The sequence below is a fragment of the Bacillus sp. B-jedd genome, assembly GCF_000821085.1.
Lineage (GTDB): Bacteria > Bacillota > Bacilli > Bacillales > Cytobacillaceae > Bacillus_D.
In genome coordinates this window covers 1,489,338-1,503,789 of the sequence record NZ_CCXR01000001.1, presented here as the reverse complement: position 1 = coordinate 1,503,789, position 14,452 = coordinate 1,489,338, and the positions used below count along the sequence as shown (strand labels likewise).

Annotated in this window: 15 protein-coding genes; 4 read left to right on the top strand and 11 right to left on the bottom strand. The window is 44.3% G+C overall.

Translation table 11 applies throughout. The features are described 5' to 3' along the window. The 4 genes from BN1002_RS07370 to cyoE form a co-directional block, all read right to left on the bottom strand. On the bottom strand, positions 1 to 630 hold the full coding sequence (locus tag BN1002_RS07370; RefSeq protein ID WP_048824358.1) for a cytochrome (ubi)quinol oxidase subunit III: 630 nt from the start codon (positions 628 to 630) through the stop codon (positions 1 to 3). Next, positions 630 to 2,498: a cytochrome c oxidase subunit I gene (gene ctaD / locus BN1002_RS07365; RefSeq protein WP_048824357.1), complete on the bottom strand. Its 1,869-nt coding sequence runs from the start codon at positions 2,496 to 2,498 to the stop codon at positions 630 to 632. Before ctaD ends, BN1002_RS07370 begins: the two co-directional genes overlap by 1 nt. 29 nt (positions 2,499 to 2,527) lie before the next feature. Then, on the bottom strand, positions 2,528 to 3,598 hold the full coding sequence (gene coxB / locus BN1002_RS07360) for a cytochrome c oxidase subunit II (RefSeq protein ID WP_048824356.1): 1,071 nt from the start codon (positions 3,596 to 3,598) through the stop codon (positions 2,528 to 2,530). Between the two features lie 88 nt (positions 3,599 to 3,686). Then, positions 3,687 to 4,604, bottom strand: coding sequence for a heme o synthase (gene cyoE / locus BN1002_RS07355; protein WP_048827824.1), 918 nt, complete (start codon positions 4,602 to 4,604; stop codon positions 3,687 to 3,689). Between the two features lie 647 nt (positions 4,605 to 5,251). Between cyoE and BN1002_RS07350 the strand changes: the two genes are divergently transcribed. Then, positions 5,252 to 6,196: a COX15/CtaA family protein gene (locus BN1002_RS07350; RefSeq protein ID WP_048824355.1), complete on the top strand. Its 945-nt coding sequence runs from the start codon at positions 5,252 to 5,254 to the stop codon at positions 6,194 to 6,196. 74 nt (positions 6,197 to 6,270) lie between these two features. On the opposite strand, the gene BN1002_RS07345 is transcribed toward BN1002_RS07350, so the two are convergent. Together BN1002_RS07345 and BN1002_RS07340 are read right to left on the bottom strand one after the other, a co-directional pair. Then, the gene (locus BN1002_RS07345; RefSeq protein WP_048824354.1) at positions 6,271 to 7,470 is read right to left on the bottom strand and encodes an FtsW/RodA/SpoVE family cell cycle protein; all 1,200 of its coding nucleotides are present in this window, start codon (positions 7,468 to 7,470) and stop codon (positions 6,271 to 6,273) included. A gap of 338 nt (positions 7,471 to 7,808) precedes the next feature. Beyond that, entirely contained in the window at positions 7,809 to 8,090 is a 282-nt protein-coding gene (locus BN1002_RS07340) for an Fpa/YlaN family protein (RefSeq protein ID WP_048824353.1), read from the bottom strand. A 167-nt stretch (positions 8,091 to 8,257) separates the two neighbouring features. Here BN1002_RS07340 and BN1002_RS07335 point away from each other — a divergent pair, with 167 nt between their 5' ends. Next, on the top strand, positions 8,258 to 8,749 hold the full coding sequence (locus BN1002_RS07335; protein ID WP_048824352.1) for a hypothetical protein: 492 nt from the start codon (positions 8,258 to 8,260) through the stop codon (positions 8,747 to 8,749). Between the two features lie 91 nt (positions 8,750 to 8,840). Here BN1002_RS07335 and BN1002_RS07330 read toward each other — a convergent pair whose 3' ends face one another. Further along, complete coding sequence (locus BN1002_RS07330; protein WP_048824351.1) at positions 8,841 to 10,169, bottom strand: PhoH family protein; 1,329 nt, start codon at positions 10,167 to 10,169, stop codon at positions 8,841 to 8,843. 148 nt (positions 10,170 to 10,317) lie between these two features. On the opposite strand from BN1002_RS07330, the gene BN1002_RS07325 reads away from it, so the two are divergent. Continuing rightward, complete coding sequence (locus BN1002_RS07325) at positions 10,318 to 10,902, top strand: YhcN/YlaJ family sporulation lipoprotein (protein ID WP_048824350.1); 585 nt, start codon at positions 10,318 to 10,320, stop codon at positions 10,900 to 10,902. Between the two features lie 66 nt (positions 10,903 to 10,968). Here BN1002_RS07325 and BN1002_RS07320 read toward each other — a convergent pair whose 3' ends face one another. Further along, positions 10,969 to 11,424 carry a pyridoxamine 5'-phosphate oxidase family protein gene (locus BN1002_RS07320; protein ID WP_048824349.1) on the bottom strand — a complete coding sequence of 152 codons (456 nt, stop codon included), beginning with the start codon at positions 11,422 to 11,424 and terminating at the stop codon, positions 10,969 to 10,971. A 180-nt stretch (positions 11,425 to 11,604) separates the two neighbouring features. On the opposite strand from BN1002_RS07320, the gene BN1002_RS07315 reads away from it, so the two are divergent. Beyond that, on the top strand, positions 11,605 to 11,805 hold the full coding sequence (locus BN1002_RS07315) for a YlaI family protein (RefSeq protein ID WP_048824348.1): 201 nt from the start codon (positions 11,605 to 11,607) through the stop codon (positions 11,803 to 11,805). 52 nt (positions 11,806 to 11,857) lie between these two features. Here the strand turns inward: BN1002_RS07315 and BN1002_RS07310 are convergent, their stop codons facing one another. The 3 genes from BN1002_RS07310 to typA are packed head-to-tail and all read right to left on the bottom strand — an operon-like array spanning position 11,858 to position 14,345. Beyond that, positions 11,858 to 12,160, bottom strand: a complete 303-nt coding sequence (locus BN1002_RS07310) for a hypothetical protein (protein ID WP_048824347.1) — start codon at positions 12,158 to 12,160, stop codon at positions 11,858 to 11,860. Positions 12,161 to 12,179: 19 nt separating this feature from the next. Next, positions 12,180 to 12,485 carry a YlaH-like family protein gene (locus BN1002_RS07305; RefSeq protein ID WP_048824346.1) on the bottom strand — a complete coding sequence of 102 codons (306 nt, stop codon included), beginning with the start codon at positions 12,483 to 12,485 and terminating at the stop codon, positions 12,180 to 12,182. A 21-nt stretch (positions 12,486 to 12,506) separates the two neighbouring features. Then, positions 12,507 to 14,345, bottom strand: a complete 1,839-nt coding sequence (gene typA / locus BN1002_RS07300) for a translational GTPase TypA (protein ID WP_048824345.1) — start codon at positions 14,343 to 14,345, stop codon at positions 12,507 to 12,509. Positions 14,346 to 14,452: the final 107 nt, after the last annotated feature.

The following is a 14,452-nucleotide window of genomic DNA, read 5'->3' as shown; positions in this document are numbered from 1 at the left end:
TTATCCCACCATTCCCATTAAATAAACTACTGTGAAAATGAAGACCCACACTACGTCGATAAAGTGCCAGTAAAGGCTGGCAATGTAGAACTTCGGCGCATTGTACAAGCTGAGGCCGCGCTTAGCATTGCGGACCATCAATGTGATGATCCAAACGAGCCCGAAAATAACGTGGGCACCGTGGAATCCTACCAAAGTATAGAATGCCGACCCAAAGGCAGAACTCGTAAACGTATGTTTATATTCTGTGACATAGTGGTTGAATTCGTAAATTTCAAGGCCTAGGAAGCCGAGGCCAAGTGCCACGGTCACGCCAAGCCAAAGCATCATTTTTTTGAAAGCAAAGTTTTTCATCTGGTAAATGGCGTATACACTTGTCAGCGAACTTGTTAAAAGAAGCATGGTCGCTACAAACGTCAGCGGAAGATCATAAAGATCCTTTGCCAGCGCGTGTGTATTATCAGGAACTTTATCCTTTAATGCAAGATAGGTTGCGAACAGGGAGGCAAACAAAACCGTTTCCCCGCCAAGGAATAGCCAAAATCCCAAGAACTTGTTCTTGCCTTCCAGAGTCGCTTTTTCAGGCAGGGCAGGCCATGATTCAAACGTCATTTTTTCTTCAGCTTGCATTATGCCTTAACCCCCTTATCAACTTCATCAATCAGGTCCTCTTTATGGATATGGTATCCATGGTCGTCCTTAACGGAACGGTATATCATTGCTCCAAAGGAAATCGCCAGTCCAAGTATTAATATTGATAGTGTCCATTTATGGTCCATATGGTACATTGCTCCAAATGCAGCAACGAAGAACCCGAAAGAAATGACAACCGGAACAAATGAATTGTTTGGCATATGAATGTCACCAAGAGGTTCAGCAGGCATCATGCCTTTTTTACCTTCCATCTTTTCAAGCCATAAAGCGTCAAGCCCGCGAACGAGTGGCAGCTGCTTAAAGTTATAGAACGGAGGCGGCGATGGAATGGCCCATTCAAGTGTCCTTCCGTCTCCCCATGGGTCGTTCCCAACTCTTTCATTCTTGACAGAGGTGATGACAATATTAGCCAACAGGACAATAACCCCTGCCGCCATCATGAAGGCTCCAATTGAACTGATCAAGTTTCCTGTTTCAAGTCCCTGTCCAGGCAAGAATTTGAAAATACGGCGCGGCATTCCCATCAGCCCTAGGAAGTGCTGGATGAAGAATGTCAAATGGAAGCCTGTAAAGAACAACCAGAATGTAATTTTGCCGAGTGTCTCGCTCAGCATTGTTCCAAACATTTTAGGCCAGTATAGATGTGTTCCGGCGATTAAGCCAAACACTACCCCACCGACGATAACATAGTGGAAGTGAGCGACAACGAAATAAGTATCATGATACTGGTAGTCCTGTGCAGCGGAAGCAAGCATGATACCTGTTACTCCACCCATAATGAACGATGGGATAAAGGCAACGGCCCAATACATCGGGGTTGTGAACTTGATGCTTCCTCCCCACATCGTGAACAGCCAGTTGAAGATCTTGATTCCGGTCGGTACGGCGATGGCCATCGTAGCAACCGCGAAGATTGCGTTGGCAATCGGACCAAGACCCGTCGTAAACATATGGTGGGCCCAAACCATGAACCCTAGGAATCCAATCAGGACAGTCGCGAAAACCATCGATGAATAACCAAACAGGCGCTTTCTGGAGAAAATACTGAAAATCTCCGAGAAAATTCCGAATGCCGGAAGGATCAGGATATAAACTTCAGGGTGTCCGAAGATCCAGAATAAATGCTCCCAAATGACTGTGTTGCCTCCCATGCTAACATCAAAGAAGTTGGCCCCGAACATCCGGTCGAACATCATCAATGTCAACCCGACAGTAAGTGGAGGAAATGCAAAAAGAATCAGTGCTGATGCAACAAAAGTGGTCCATGTAAAGAGCGGAAGCCTCATATAAGTCATCCCAGGAGCCCGCATGTTAATGATTGTGACCAGGAAGTTAATACCTCCCATTAATGTACCGAAACCGGATATCTGCAACCCGAGTACATAGAAATCAATTCCGTGTCCTTTGCTTTGTGTAGCGAGTGATGCATAAGAAGTCCATCCAGCATCAGGTGCGCCATCAAAGAACCAGGAAAGGTTCAGGAAAAGTCCCCCGAAGAAGAAAAGCCAAAATCCAAGCGCGTTTATAAAAGGAAATGCTACATCACGGGCGCCAATTTGCAGAGGCATTACCGCGTTCATAAAACCAAATAATAATGGCATTGCCGCAAGGAATATCATTGTCGTTCCATGCATTGTCAATAATTCGTTAAAAGCACCCGCCGAGACAAAGTCGTTATCGGGCTTGATTAGCTGGATACGGATAAACATCGCTTCAAGGCCGCCGACGATGAAGAAAAACCCACCGGCGATTAAATATAAGATAGCGATTTTCTTATGGTCAACAGTTGTCAAATAGTCCCATAAAACTGCTCCGAATCCCCTTTTTTGTGCGTAGGTACTCACAGTTTTACCTCCCTTTCACCAATCCCCGGTTATTCCTGGATCTTTAATCCCTTCAAATAAGCGGCCACCTGGTCAAGCTCCTCTTCAGAAAGATGGCTAAATCCTGGCATTTTTGTTCCGGGTTTATACTTATCAGGTTCTTTAATCCAGTTTTTCACATTCTTATCGTCATTTTTCAAAATACCTGCAACATAATCGCGTTCTCCAAAGTTCGTCAAGTTCGGGCCGACTCTTGCCGCTTCTGGAGTAGAGTTTTCAGGTGTGACAGCATGGCAGCTTATACAGCTGTTATTAAACGTTTCCTGCCCTGCCTGGGCATCAGCTGTTTCTGCTTTTGCCGGCTCTTTCACGCCTTGCATATCCTTCACCCATTTGTTGAATTCATCCCTTGATACAGGTTTTACTTTGAAATCCATTAGGGCGTGTGAGGGACCGCATAACTCGGCGCATTTCCCATAAAATACGTTTCCGGCTTCTTCAGCTTTCTTGCTGTCGAAAACGAGCCACATTCTGTTCAACGTATCCGTATTCGTATCCATTTTCCCGCCGGCTGGTGGAATCCAGAAGGAGTGCTTAACATCAGCCCCCTTAAGGTTGAAATAAACTTTTTCATCCGTAGGGACAACAAGTTCCTGGCTGGTTACGATCTTTTGATCCGGATATTCAAATTCCCACCAATACAAGCTGGCGCGGACGTTTACAACAAGGGCATCCCGGCTGCCATCCTTATTCTTCTTATCCATTGGCGATACATCCGCAAGGTCGAATGTTGCCGTGACGGTCGGTACTGCTAAAATCAATAGCAGGAAGATTGGTATGGTCGTCCAGATGATTTCCATCATGTGGTTTCCTTCGACCTGTTTCGGAATTTCATTATCCGATTTGCGGCGGAACCTTAGAAGTACAATGATGAAGATAACAGTTACAACAAGAATGACAAATACCATAATTCCAGTGCTGAGTTTCATCAGCCAGTATTGCTTTTCAGCAACTTCCCCTGCTGGGCGGAGCGCCGAAAGATATGGCTCTCCGCAACCGGAGAGTATGAGCGCCAGGGCTGTCAGCAAAGACATGAGGCGCCATTTCGCAAGCCTTTTCATAGCTTAATCTTACCCCTCTTTCCTTTTAAGTCTTAAAAATTTTGTGTTTGCATCCTTCCTGCCGCAGCAAGAGGCCATCCCGGGCAAATTAGATGATTGAAAAAATGACCATTGAAACAAAAATAATTGTCATGTACTGCAAAGAATAAACAAACATCCTTTTTGCCCATCGCATATCATCTTTGTTTCTATATCCATAAATTCCTAATGCCAGCCATCCTACGTTCAAGATGGTAGCCAGTATCAGGAATGGGATCCCAAGTGATTTCAAGAAATATGGTATGGGTAGCAACGCGGCAACCCACAGTATAATGGAAAGCTTCGTTCTATCCAAGCCCTTTACAACCGGCAGCATTGGTATGCCCGCTGCCCTGTATTCCTCCACCCTGCGCATGGCAAGGGCATAAAAATGAGGGGGCTGCCAGATAAACATCAAGGCAAACAGAGCCCATGCGATCGGATCGAGATTCGCATCAATCGCAGCCCAGCCAATGAGCGGCGGAACCGCTCCAGAGACACTGCCCACAATCGTATTTGAAACATATTGCCTTTTGGACCACATTGTATAGAGGACTACATAGCTGAATACGCCAATGATGCCAATCACTGCCGCTGTAATCGTTGTCATGAATAAAAACAGGGTTCCCACCGCAATCAAGGCTAATCCAAGCCACAATGCGAGCGATGGCTGCACTTTCCCGTTTACAGTCGGCCTGCTTTTTGTTCTTTCCATATAAGGATCAATATCCCGGTCATAATAATTATTGATACTGCATGATCCGGCAATGATGAGCGATGAACCAGCTATCGTAAAGAAAACAAGATCCAGATTATCCAGGAACTTAAGGCCGGAGAAATGCAAGGCCAGCCATAAACCTGTGAAAGTAGTAATCAGATTCGAGTTTACTATTCCAATTTTTATTAATGCCAGAAAATCCTTCCATGCTGTTGTCTCATCTAAATGGATTGCTCCGATGCTCTCATTAACCGACTTCGGATTGGACATTCCTGTTCCTCCCTTTTTGTCCGCTTGACCGAAAAACAAAAACTATTCTCTCCTTCGATCCAGGTGTTAGCCGCGTATAATTTTCTGTCTCTTTTATAATAATATTTATCACTATAAACATGTTGTAAATTATATAAGAAAACATCTATTGCTTTCTCTGTATATTAAATCACACTTCAACCCTCTTTTGTGAACTTTTTTTGAATTTAATTTGACATTTTTATGACATATAACTGGCTTTTCAATTGTTTTCAGGTTTCAGTTAATCCAAAAATAGGTTACTATAGAGAAGCAAGTAAATACGCCCTGCAAAATTTACTTAAAACAGCAGGCGGATGTTCCACCACCGCTTTTCAGAAGCAAATTATTATATTTTAGTATAATAATGGGATGAAGTGAAGTTATTGAAAGAAAATTCATTCTATTAATCAGTCTATGAATTTTCCATTATAGTTTCAACCAACTTGCTTATAAAGGGAATAAAAAACGGAAAGCCTCTTCATCGAGGCAATAAACATGCATGGCTCTGTTCTTTTCTTCCTTTCTCGGCTATTATGTATAAGGGGCCTTTCCCCCGACTCCCATTTATTATACTGACAAGTTGATTTTATGACAAATTATTGAACTTTTACTAAGAGGTGAATCTTTTGCGTCGCTCTTTGAAGTGGTTTGCAGTTGCAACAACAATCGGCATGGTGTTCATTTTGCTTGGTGGCGCCCTTGTTACAAAAACGGATTCTGGAATGGGTTGCGGACGGTCTTGGCCGCTTTGCAATGGACAATTGATCCCAGGTGACATTACACCTGAACTGGTCATTGAACTGGCCCACAGGGTAGTGTCCGGTGCGGTTGGTTTTATGGTGCTGATTCTATCCATTTGGGCCTGGAAAGCAATTGGGCATATAAGGGAGACTAAATTCCTCGCCGCTCTGTCCTTCGCGTTTTTGCTTTTACAGGGATTGATCGGTGCTGCAGCGGTTGTCTGGGGACAATCTGACTTTGTATTGGCGCTCCATTTCGGTATATCGCTCATTTCGTTTGCATCCGTGTTCTTATTGACGCTCCTTATTTTTGAGATCGATAAAAAATTCGATGCCGAAAACCTGGTCATCGACCATAAAATGAGATCCCATATCGTCGGAATTACCATTTACAGTTACCTTGTCATTTATACCGGGGCCCTGGTCAGACATATGAATGCTAGCCTCGTCTGTCCTGATTGGCCACTTTGTTCCAATTCGGCATTCAGCCTGCCGGATAATATTTACGAATGGGTACAAATGGGACACAGGGCCGCGGCCGGTATTATCTTTCTATGGGTTGCCTACTTGACCTGGCTTGCCGTGAAGGAATATAGACATGAAAAAGTACTTTTCTGGGGCTGGATCATCTCGATGGTGCTGGTAACACTGCAGGTAATCGCCGGAGCGCTTGTAATCTTTACGAGGTTAAATTTATACATTGCGCTGTCTCATGCTTTTTTCATTACATGCCTATTTGGCATGTTCAGCTATTTCCTTCTTCTCGTCTATCGAAGCAGGGGAAAATCTGTAATGCCGGGCAAGTCTTCATCACTCGGCAGTGGCTTGTAAACAGTCAGTTTGGAACAAAAAAAGATGCCCTTTACCGGGCATCTTTTTTTACAGGCTTTTTTTAGGCTATCCGGCTACCTCCTGGCATGGATTGGTTCCCTGATGATTTCGGGAGGCGGGGTTTCAGCCTTTTTCGTTTTATAATTCTTCTCATAGTTGGCGAACATCGAGACATTCACCAATATGCCGGCTGCAATAGCCAGTTGTATGATCGAGGATCCTCCATAGCTTACAAAGGGGAGCGGCACTCCTGTTAAGGGAATAACCCCTGAAACCCCTCCTAGGTTAATAAAAGATTGAATCCCAATCATACTCGATATCCCAAGGGCCAGGAGGCTCCCAAACGGATCTTTGCACTTCAATCCGATATGGATTCCTTTTAGAACGATGAAGCCGAGACAAATTACTACAAAAGCAACCCCCAGCAGACCAAGCTCCTCAGCAACGACCGCGATGATAAAGTCTGTATGGGATTCCGGCAGGTATCCTAATTTTTGGACGCCCTTTCCAAGGCCAAGTCCTGTTACGCCACCAGAGCCTATGGCCATAAGGGAATTTGATAAATGGAATCCCTCTTCTTGAATGTTTTGAAACGGGTCAGACAGCACCGTTATTCTTTCCATCCTTTTAACCGAAAGGATTTTATCAGAAAGGGCCAATCCAAAGACTAAACAGATGACTCCCCCAATCGCAATTAACTTGAAGATGTTCTTCCAGTTCATCCCCGATGACAGGACAATAAAACCGGCGATCAGAATGATAATTCCTGCCGTTCCGTAGTCGGGCTGCAGGATAATCAGGCCGCTTATTAAAATAAGATAGATAAGCGGCGGAACGACACCGCGATTAAACTCATTGATATAACTCTGTTTTTTGGCGTAGACCGCAGACAGATAAATAATGACCGAAAGTTTTGCAAACTCGGATGGCTGGATGCTTACCCCGGCAATTTCATACCAGCTTTGCGCGTTGCCGGCGACTTTACCGAAAACAAGGATGCCCCCTAATCCCAGGAGGGATAGAATGACCATCGGGGCAAGCAATTTGGTACTCTTCATAATTTTATAGGGAAAAACGGCAAAAAAAGCAAAGATTCCGGCAGCACCGATTAAAAACAATTTCTGTTTTTGAAAAAAGTGGTCTGGCGAGACATGATACCTTTGAACCGCGAAAGCCATACTGGCACTATAAACCATGACAAGCCCAAAAATGGACAAAACAATGATTACTGCGATTAATGAGAAGTCATATGATTTTACAATTTTTTTGAGCATGGCAATTCCCCATTCTTAATGAATGCTTCTATTATAAATGAAAAACGGCTTCATTAGTTGCACAAAATACATTTTTTGTTTTCACTATTATTACATGTATTACAAAAATTGGCTCAGTTAAAGGGGAATGTTGATTTTCAATGAAGTTTGATTGGAACGGAGGGGACTGACTCCGGCGGGATGAAGCGGCACGTGGAGACCCCACAGGCGTCTGCGACGCCGAGGAGGCTCCACGGTCCGCCCCGCGGAAAGCATGTCCCCGGAGTAGAAATCAACAATCAGGGATAACAAAGACAAAATAATAAAACCCAAACAGGTTGATTGTTTGGGTTTGATTGTTATTTCCTCATTGACGCCTCATGCAGGGCGGAAAGTTCCCTTTCCAGCGTTTCAAGTATGGCCTTGCCATCCCTTTCATCTATAAGCCCGAGCCTGCAGGCGAAATCTATTTCCCTGGATAAGCCGAACATTTGCGTGTCCAATACCTCTTCATAAAGAGGACATTGGGGCATCGTTAAGTTATCCATTTGGACTTTTATGAGTTTCAAAATTTTATCAGCGTCAGCCTTTAAAAGGGCATATGCTTTTTCCTGGTGGTTCACGATCATTTCGGACGCCAACTTCAATCCCCCCGTTTCCGAGCGATTACCCAACTATCTTTAAATTTTACCGTTCCCGGCTTGAAATTGCAAGAGTTATAACAGCAAACAACCAAATCACCACATATGACATGACGCAGGAAACAGGATATACTCAAGTTGCATGCCGAATAAATGGAGGAATGGCGATGGATGGAATTATACAAGTGACAGGGAAAGTTAAGTTTCCTATAACAATTGACCCAGGAGTTTGGATTTTCGATGAACGCAAGGTCGATTTAGACGAATTTTTCAATACAGGCAGAAAAGAAAGCGACAGCCTGTCTGAATACACAAGATCCGTTTCAAAACAATGGGACAAAGAAATAACGGAAGGCGCCCGGATTCCTGAACCAGCTAAAAAGAAGTTTGAAAAGCAAAAAGTTCTTGAAGGAACATTTGGCATGGAGCTAGGACCTTTTCTAAGAAACTCCGAACCGGAAAAAGAAGCTCGGTCCCTCCTGATTACGGCAGATGGGAAAGAGCATATATTCCCTCTTGAAGAGGCTGTCAGTCTGATTGCCTGCTTTTCTAAAAATGGAAAACCATTGCGTGAAGACGGACCGATCCATATTTATTTCCCGGATGGCTCCAATAAGGAAAAACCTCTTAAAAATGTAATCAGTTTCAAAGTCATTTGACCGGACGCGAAACGTGAATCAATCAGCCGGGCTATCTTTTAATAAAACAGCCCTGGCTGTTTTTTCTTTTTTTGCCGGGTAACATCCCTTATCAGAGCAGTTCAGCCGCCAGCCTGGCAAGCCCGGACCGCTCCCCTTTAATCAGCTTAACATGGCCCGATAATGACTGATCCTTGAACTTTTCCGCCACGTAAGTCAGACCGTTATTATAAGCATCCAGATATGGATGATCAATTTGTTCGGGATCCCCCATCAGGACTATTTTGCTTCCCTCCCCCACCCTCGTAAGGATGGTCTTTACCTCATGTTTCGTTAGATTTTGAGCCTCGTCAATGATAATAAATTGATCAGGCAGGCTTCTTCCCCTGATATAAGTGAGGCCTTCCACCTCAATGGATCCCATTCCCGCCAATATCGCATCCAGCTCTCCAGGCTTTTTCGTGTTGAACAGGAACTCAAGATTATCATAGATGGGCTGCATCCAAGGCCTTAGCTTTTCTTGTTTCTCCCCCGGCAAAAATCCGAGATCCTTGCCTAGCGGAACAATCGGCCTAGCCACCAAAAGCTTCTTGTACTGTTTTAGGTCTTCGGTTTGCATTAAACCTGCTGCAAGCGCGAGCAGCGTTTTCCCCGTACCAGCCTTGCCGGATAAGGTCACCAGGTGGAGATCCTTACGCAGCAGCAGTTCAATCGCCATTGTTTGCTGGACATTCCGCGGATGGATACCCCAAGCATGCTCCGGCTTCAGAATTAACTTCTTTACTTTTTTTCTTGACGAATCAATATGGCCAAGCGCGGACGCTGAACTTCCGAGCACATCTTTTAAGATGAGGAACTGATTGGGATAGTAAGCATAGTTTGGGAGCGTGGAAAGCTGAAGCTCCCCTTTTGCATAAAATTTGTCTAATGCTTCCTTTGGCAAAAGTACTTCCAGGAAACCATCATATAAATGATCGGCCTCAACGACTCTGTCATTTAGGAAGTCCTCTGCAATCAGCCCTATCGCATCTGCTTTTACCCTGACAAGCGCATCCTTGCTGACGAGAATGACCTGCCTCCCGTCCTCCTTGGCCTGTTCTTCCAAATACAAGTTTTTCGCTACAGCCAATATACGATTATCATTGGTCTTTTCCGTGAAAATTTCCTGCAGCTCATGAAATGACCGATGATTAATTTCAATCCTGAGTATTCCGCCATTCTCCAGCGGAATTCGTTCATGGAGCTTACCAATGGATCTGAATCCATCGATGAGCCTGGATACATGCCTGGCGTTCCGGCCTATTTCATCCATATATCTTTTTTTCGAGTCAACTTCTTCAAGTACTACAGCAGGGATGACAACTTCATTGTCTTCAAAAGAAAAAACCGAATAAGGGTCCTGCAATAATACATTTGTGTCCAATACATATATTTTACTCAATTGAATGCCTCCCGCTTTTTGTCCTCGTTTGCACTTTTGGTAAAATATATGACCTCAGGAATAAAGTTAGACGGTTTTCAGAACAATATCCAATATGGAATGATCCTATTTTATCTATAAGGAAAAGGAAACGAGGGGTGCACAGCCAGTGAAAAAATTAATTTTCTTATTGGGTTTACTGCTTTTGCTTTCAGCATGCGGTACTGCTGGCGATGGAAAGCAGGAAATCAATAATCACTTGGTTAAAGTCAAAAATACAGAAATTCAGGGGGTCGACCGAAAGACAGGGGAAAGGACAGCTCGGCATTTAGAACAGCTTGCTTCCTCAGTGCCGGATGTACATGGCGCGAAAGCAATTGTGTTGGGAAAATTTGCAATTGTCGGGATAGATATAGATGCTGATATCGAAAGATCAGAGGCTGGCGTCATTAAATACTCTGTCGCTGAGGCATTGAAAGATGATCCTTACGGGGCAAGGGCTATAGTGGTGGCAGATCCTGATATGAACGCCCGGCTATCAGAAATTTCAGCCGATATCCGCAACGGCAAGCCGCTCCAGGGCATTTTGTATGAACTTGCCGATATAACAGGAAGGATCATTCCTGAAACACCAGGAAAATTAATCCAACCAAATCCTCGCAACTCAACCGAAGACCCTAAGAAACAACTTCCGGCCAACGACCGGCAAAAGCTAGAGCAAAAGCAGGAGAAAGAATCGTCAGATAAAAAGTGAACTTTCAATAAATGTGAAAAAGCTCAGCCAAAGGCGGAGCTTTTTCATTTTGAAACAATATCCAAATTAGGCTTTTTTGAAAGCTTCCATGACCTGGGTATCGAGCCGTGCAGCTGCATCTTTATCATACGTTTTATCATACTGTGGCTCCTGGGTGATTTTAGAGCCATAAAACATAACATCGCGTACTTCTTTTATCTTTACTTCGACGAGAGCCAGCTTAAGCGGCACTCCTTCGAGCCGTTCTTGCTTAATGTCAGCATTGCCGCTGATCGAATATGTAGTTTCATTGGCAATGACCGTAATAACTACATCGCTCTTCTTTTTCATATTTTGGACCAGCCTCGAACGATTGTCGATCGCAATATAAATTGTGCTTCCGTCTTTAGCAAAAACCCACGAAATGGCGTTTACATTTGGGCCGCCAGTCTCGTGGTCAATGGTCGCCAACGTGACAAACCTCTCTTTTTGTAATTCGTCAACTAACGCTTGTGTGAGTCTTGGTTCAACTTGATTCGCCATCCACTTTTGCTCCTTTCCAGTCTATAGGGACTCCAGAACTTCCCCCATCTTACTATTACCCTTTTTATGATTCAACTTGCAAGACCGAAAGATACATTCCGGGACCTCCCATGTTATACTATATAGTATGCCAGCAAATGAACCTGGGTGAAAGCAAACAGATTTGAGGTGGACTCGAACTTGAGAGTAAAATGTGTGCTATGCGATAAAATTGAAACGATTCCAGATGACTCTCCCGATGCAAAACGCCTTCGCAACCGGCCGATCCATACATATATGTGCATCCCCTGCCACGACAGGATTAGCACGAGGACCAGCGAACGGCTGGCAAGCGGAAAATTCCGGCTGTACCGGACAAAAAAAGAACAAGATGATTTTTAAGGCCAAAAGAAAAACCCCCTGATTCGCGTTAAGCAGCCAGGGGGCTTTTTCATTAATCGTTTTCTATTGGATAATTGGCGAACTTTTCAGGCTCCATGTTGATCTGATTAAGCATAACCTCAATCAGTTCCCTTGGGAACCGTGTCTTTTTCATCTCGCCATCCCGTTTATAGTGGACATAATACATCTCTTCATCCGTTTTAATTTCCACTTCAGAAACAGCGAGGCTGTAATTTTCAGCGAGCATATCCTCGAACAGCCCTTTTGTTTCCATTGCCGCATGATCCTCCGGCCTGGCGTCGCAAACCACCTTGATGGTCAGCCAATTATATAAAGTATCCTGCAGTGAATTCATTGACCGATCCCCCCATCCACTAAGCTTCTATTTTCGCTTTCCTTTCCTGGTTAAGCCTCACTTTGTAGATGATGAGAATAATCGCCGCTACCACAAGGCCTTCAGTTATTGGAAGCATTACGCCCAGAAAAGTAAGTACAGTACTCCCTAATGCCAGGAACAAATAGATGACAGCAGATTTTGCTGGAGGCAGTTTTTTTGCGAAACCCAGCTTGTACACAACGATACAAAGGATAACAATTGTCGCATAAAGCAGCCACATGCCCCTATCAGGGTTTTCCCCTACTTTATACAATGCCGCAAAAAAGGACAGCCGATCCTCCATTCTAGCATTCCTCCCCTAAACCTAATTCGTTTCCGCGTACTTCTTCTTCTTGGCAAGCCGTTCCCTTTCGTTCTTATCAAGAATTTTTTTGCGAAGGCGGATGGACACTGGTGTAACTTCACAATACTCGTCTTCATTCAAATATTCAAGTGATTCCTCCAATGTCATGATCCGCGGCTTTTTAATTGTTGAAGTTTGGTCTTTGTTCGCGGAACGGACGTTGGTTGCATGCTTCACTTTAGTAATATTTACGGTAATGTCATTTTCGCGGGTATGTTCTCCGACGATCATGCCCTCATATATTTCGGTTCCAGGCTCGACAAAAATAGTACCCCTGTCTTCCACCTGCATGATTCCATAGGTTGACGCTTTGCCTGATTCCATAGAGACAAGGACGCCTTGGCGCCTTCCGCCTACCTGGCCGGCAATCATTGGCTGATAGCTGTCAAACGTATGGTTGATAATTCCGTAACCCCTTGTTAAGGTAAGGAATTCCGTTGTATATCCGATTAATCCCCTTGCCGGAACCATAAATATGAGGCGGACCTGGCCGTTGCCGTTATTGATCATATCGGACATCTCACCCTTACGCGCCCCAATTGATTCCATGATAGCTCCCGTATACTCTTCCGGAACATCAATTTGAACCCTTTCAATCGGCTCGCAGCGGACGCCCTCAATTTCCTTTACGATAACTTCCGGTTTTGATACCTGAAGTTCATAACCCTCTCGGCGCATATTTTCAATTAGGATGGATAGGTGCAGCTCTCCACGTCCTGATACAATCCAGGCATCGGGTGAGTCTGTGTTTTCAACCCTTAGGCTGACATCTGTTTGAAGTTGGGCATGGAGCCTTTCTTCAATTTTTCTGGAAGTCAAATATTTGCCTTCCCTTCCTGCGAATGGGCTATTATTGACAGCAAAGGTCATTTGAAGGGTTGGCTCATCAATATGGAGTACAGGAAGCGCCTCTTGATGCTCAACAGGGCATACAGTTTCTCCCACATTGATATCTTCCATACCCGATATGGCAATCAAATCTCCCGCGAAAGCTTCCTGAACTTCCTGGCGTTTTAGACCGAAAAAGCCGTGTATCTTCGTAACCCTGAATTGTTTTACAGAACCGTCCAGCTTCATTAGGGCAACCTGCTGGCCAACCCTCATCGTTCCGCGGAACACGCGGCCAATTCCAATCCTGCCGACATAGTCATTGTAATCCAAAAGGGCAACCTGGAATTGAAGCGCCTCGTCTCGGTTATCTACTGGTGCTGGAATGTGATCGATAATCGCTTCATAAAGAACCTGCATATTTTCATCCTGTTTCCCTGGATCTACGCTTGCGGTCCCATTCAATGCAGAGGCATAAATAACCGGGAATTCAAGCTGGTCTTCATTTGCATCCAGCTCGATGAATAGGTCGATAACCTCATCAATGACTTCTGCAGGGCGCGCGAAATCCCTGTCGATCTTATTGACCACAACAATTGGTGTCAAGTTTTGCTCAAGGGCTTTTTTCAAAACAAAGCGTGTTTGCGGCATTGTTCCTTCATATGCATCGACTACAAGAAGAACCCCATCAACCATTTTCATAATCCGTTCTACTTCTCCGCCGAAATCTGCGTGTCCCGGAGTATCCAAAATGTTGATTTTCTTATCTTTATACTGAATGGCAGTGTTTTTGGCAAGAATCGTAATCCCGCGCTCCCGCTCGATATCATTTGAATCCATTGCCCTTTCTTCCACATGCTCATTTGTGCGGAAAATTCCCGATTGTTTCAGCAACTGGTCTACAAGGGTTGTTTTGCCATGGTCAACGTGGGCGATAATTGCTATATTTCGTATATCATTTCTATTCTTCACTGTCGTTCACTCCTGCCTTTTCTAAGGGGTATAGCCATTAATGGCTTTTTATTTACATGTGCAACTGAACTATTATAACATAGGAGATGTGGAATCAATAATTTTTT

Bases quoted from the DNA above. Each gene is read 5' to 3' on its own strand.
- cyoE (WP_048827824.1), bottom strand. From the start codon at position 4,604: ATGTCCAATCCGAAGTCGGTTAATGAGAGCATCGGAGCAATCCATTTA.
- BN1002_RS07305 (WP_048824346.1), bottom strand. From the start codon at position 12,485: ATGGAGGATCGGCTGTCCTTTTTTGCGGCATTGTATAAAGTAGGGGAA.
- BN1002_RS07335 (WP_048824352.1), top strand. From the start codon at position 8,258: ATGGATGGAATTATACAAGTGACAGGGAAAGTTAAGTTTCCTATAACA.
- BN1002_RS07310 (WP_048824347.1), bottom strand. From the start codon at position 12,160: ATGAATTCACTGCAGGATACTTTATATAATTGGCTGACCATCAAGGTG.
- BN1002_RS07370 (WP_048824358.1), bottom strand. From the start codon at position 630: ATGCAAGCTGAAGAAAAAATGACGTTTGAATCATGGCCTGCCCTGCCT.
- coxB (WP_048824356.1), bottom strand. From the start codon at position 3,598: ATGAAAAGGCTTGCGAAATGGCGCCTCATGTCTTTGCTGACAGCCCTG.
- BN1002_RS07320 (WP_048824349.1), bottom strand. From the start codon at position 11,424: ATGGCGAATCAAGTTGAACCAAGACTCACACAAGCGTTAGTTGACGAA.
- BN1002_RS07345 (WP_048824354.1), bottom strand. From the start codon at position 7,470: ATGCTCAAAAAAATTGTAAAATCATATGACTTCTCATTAATCGCAGTA.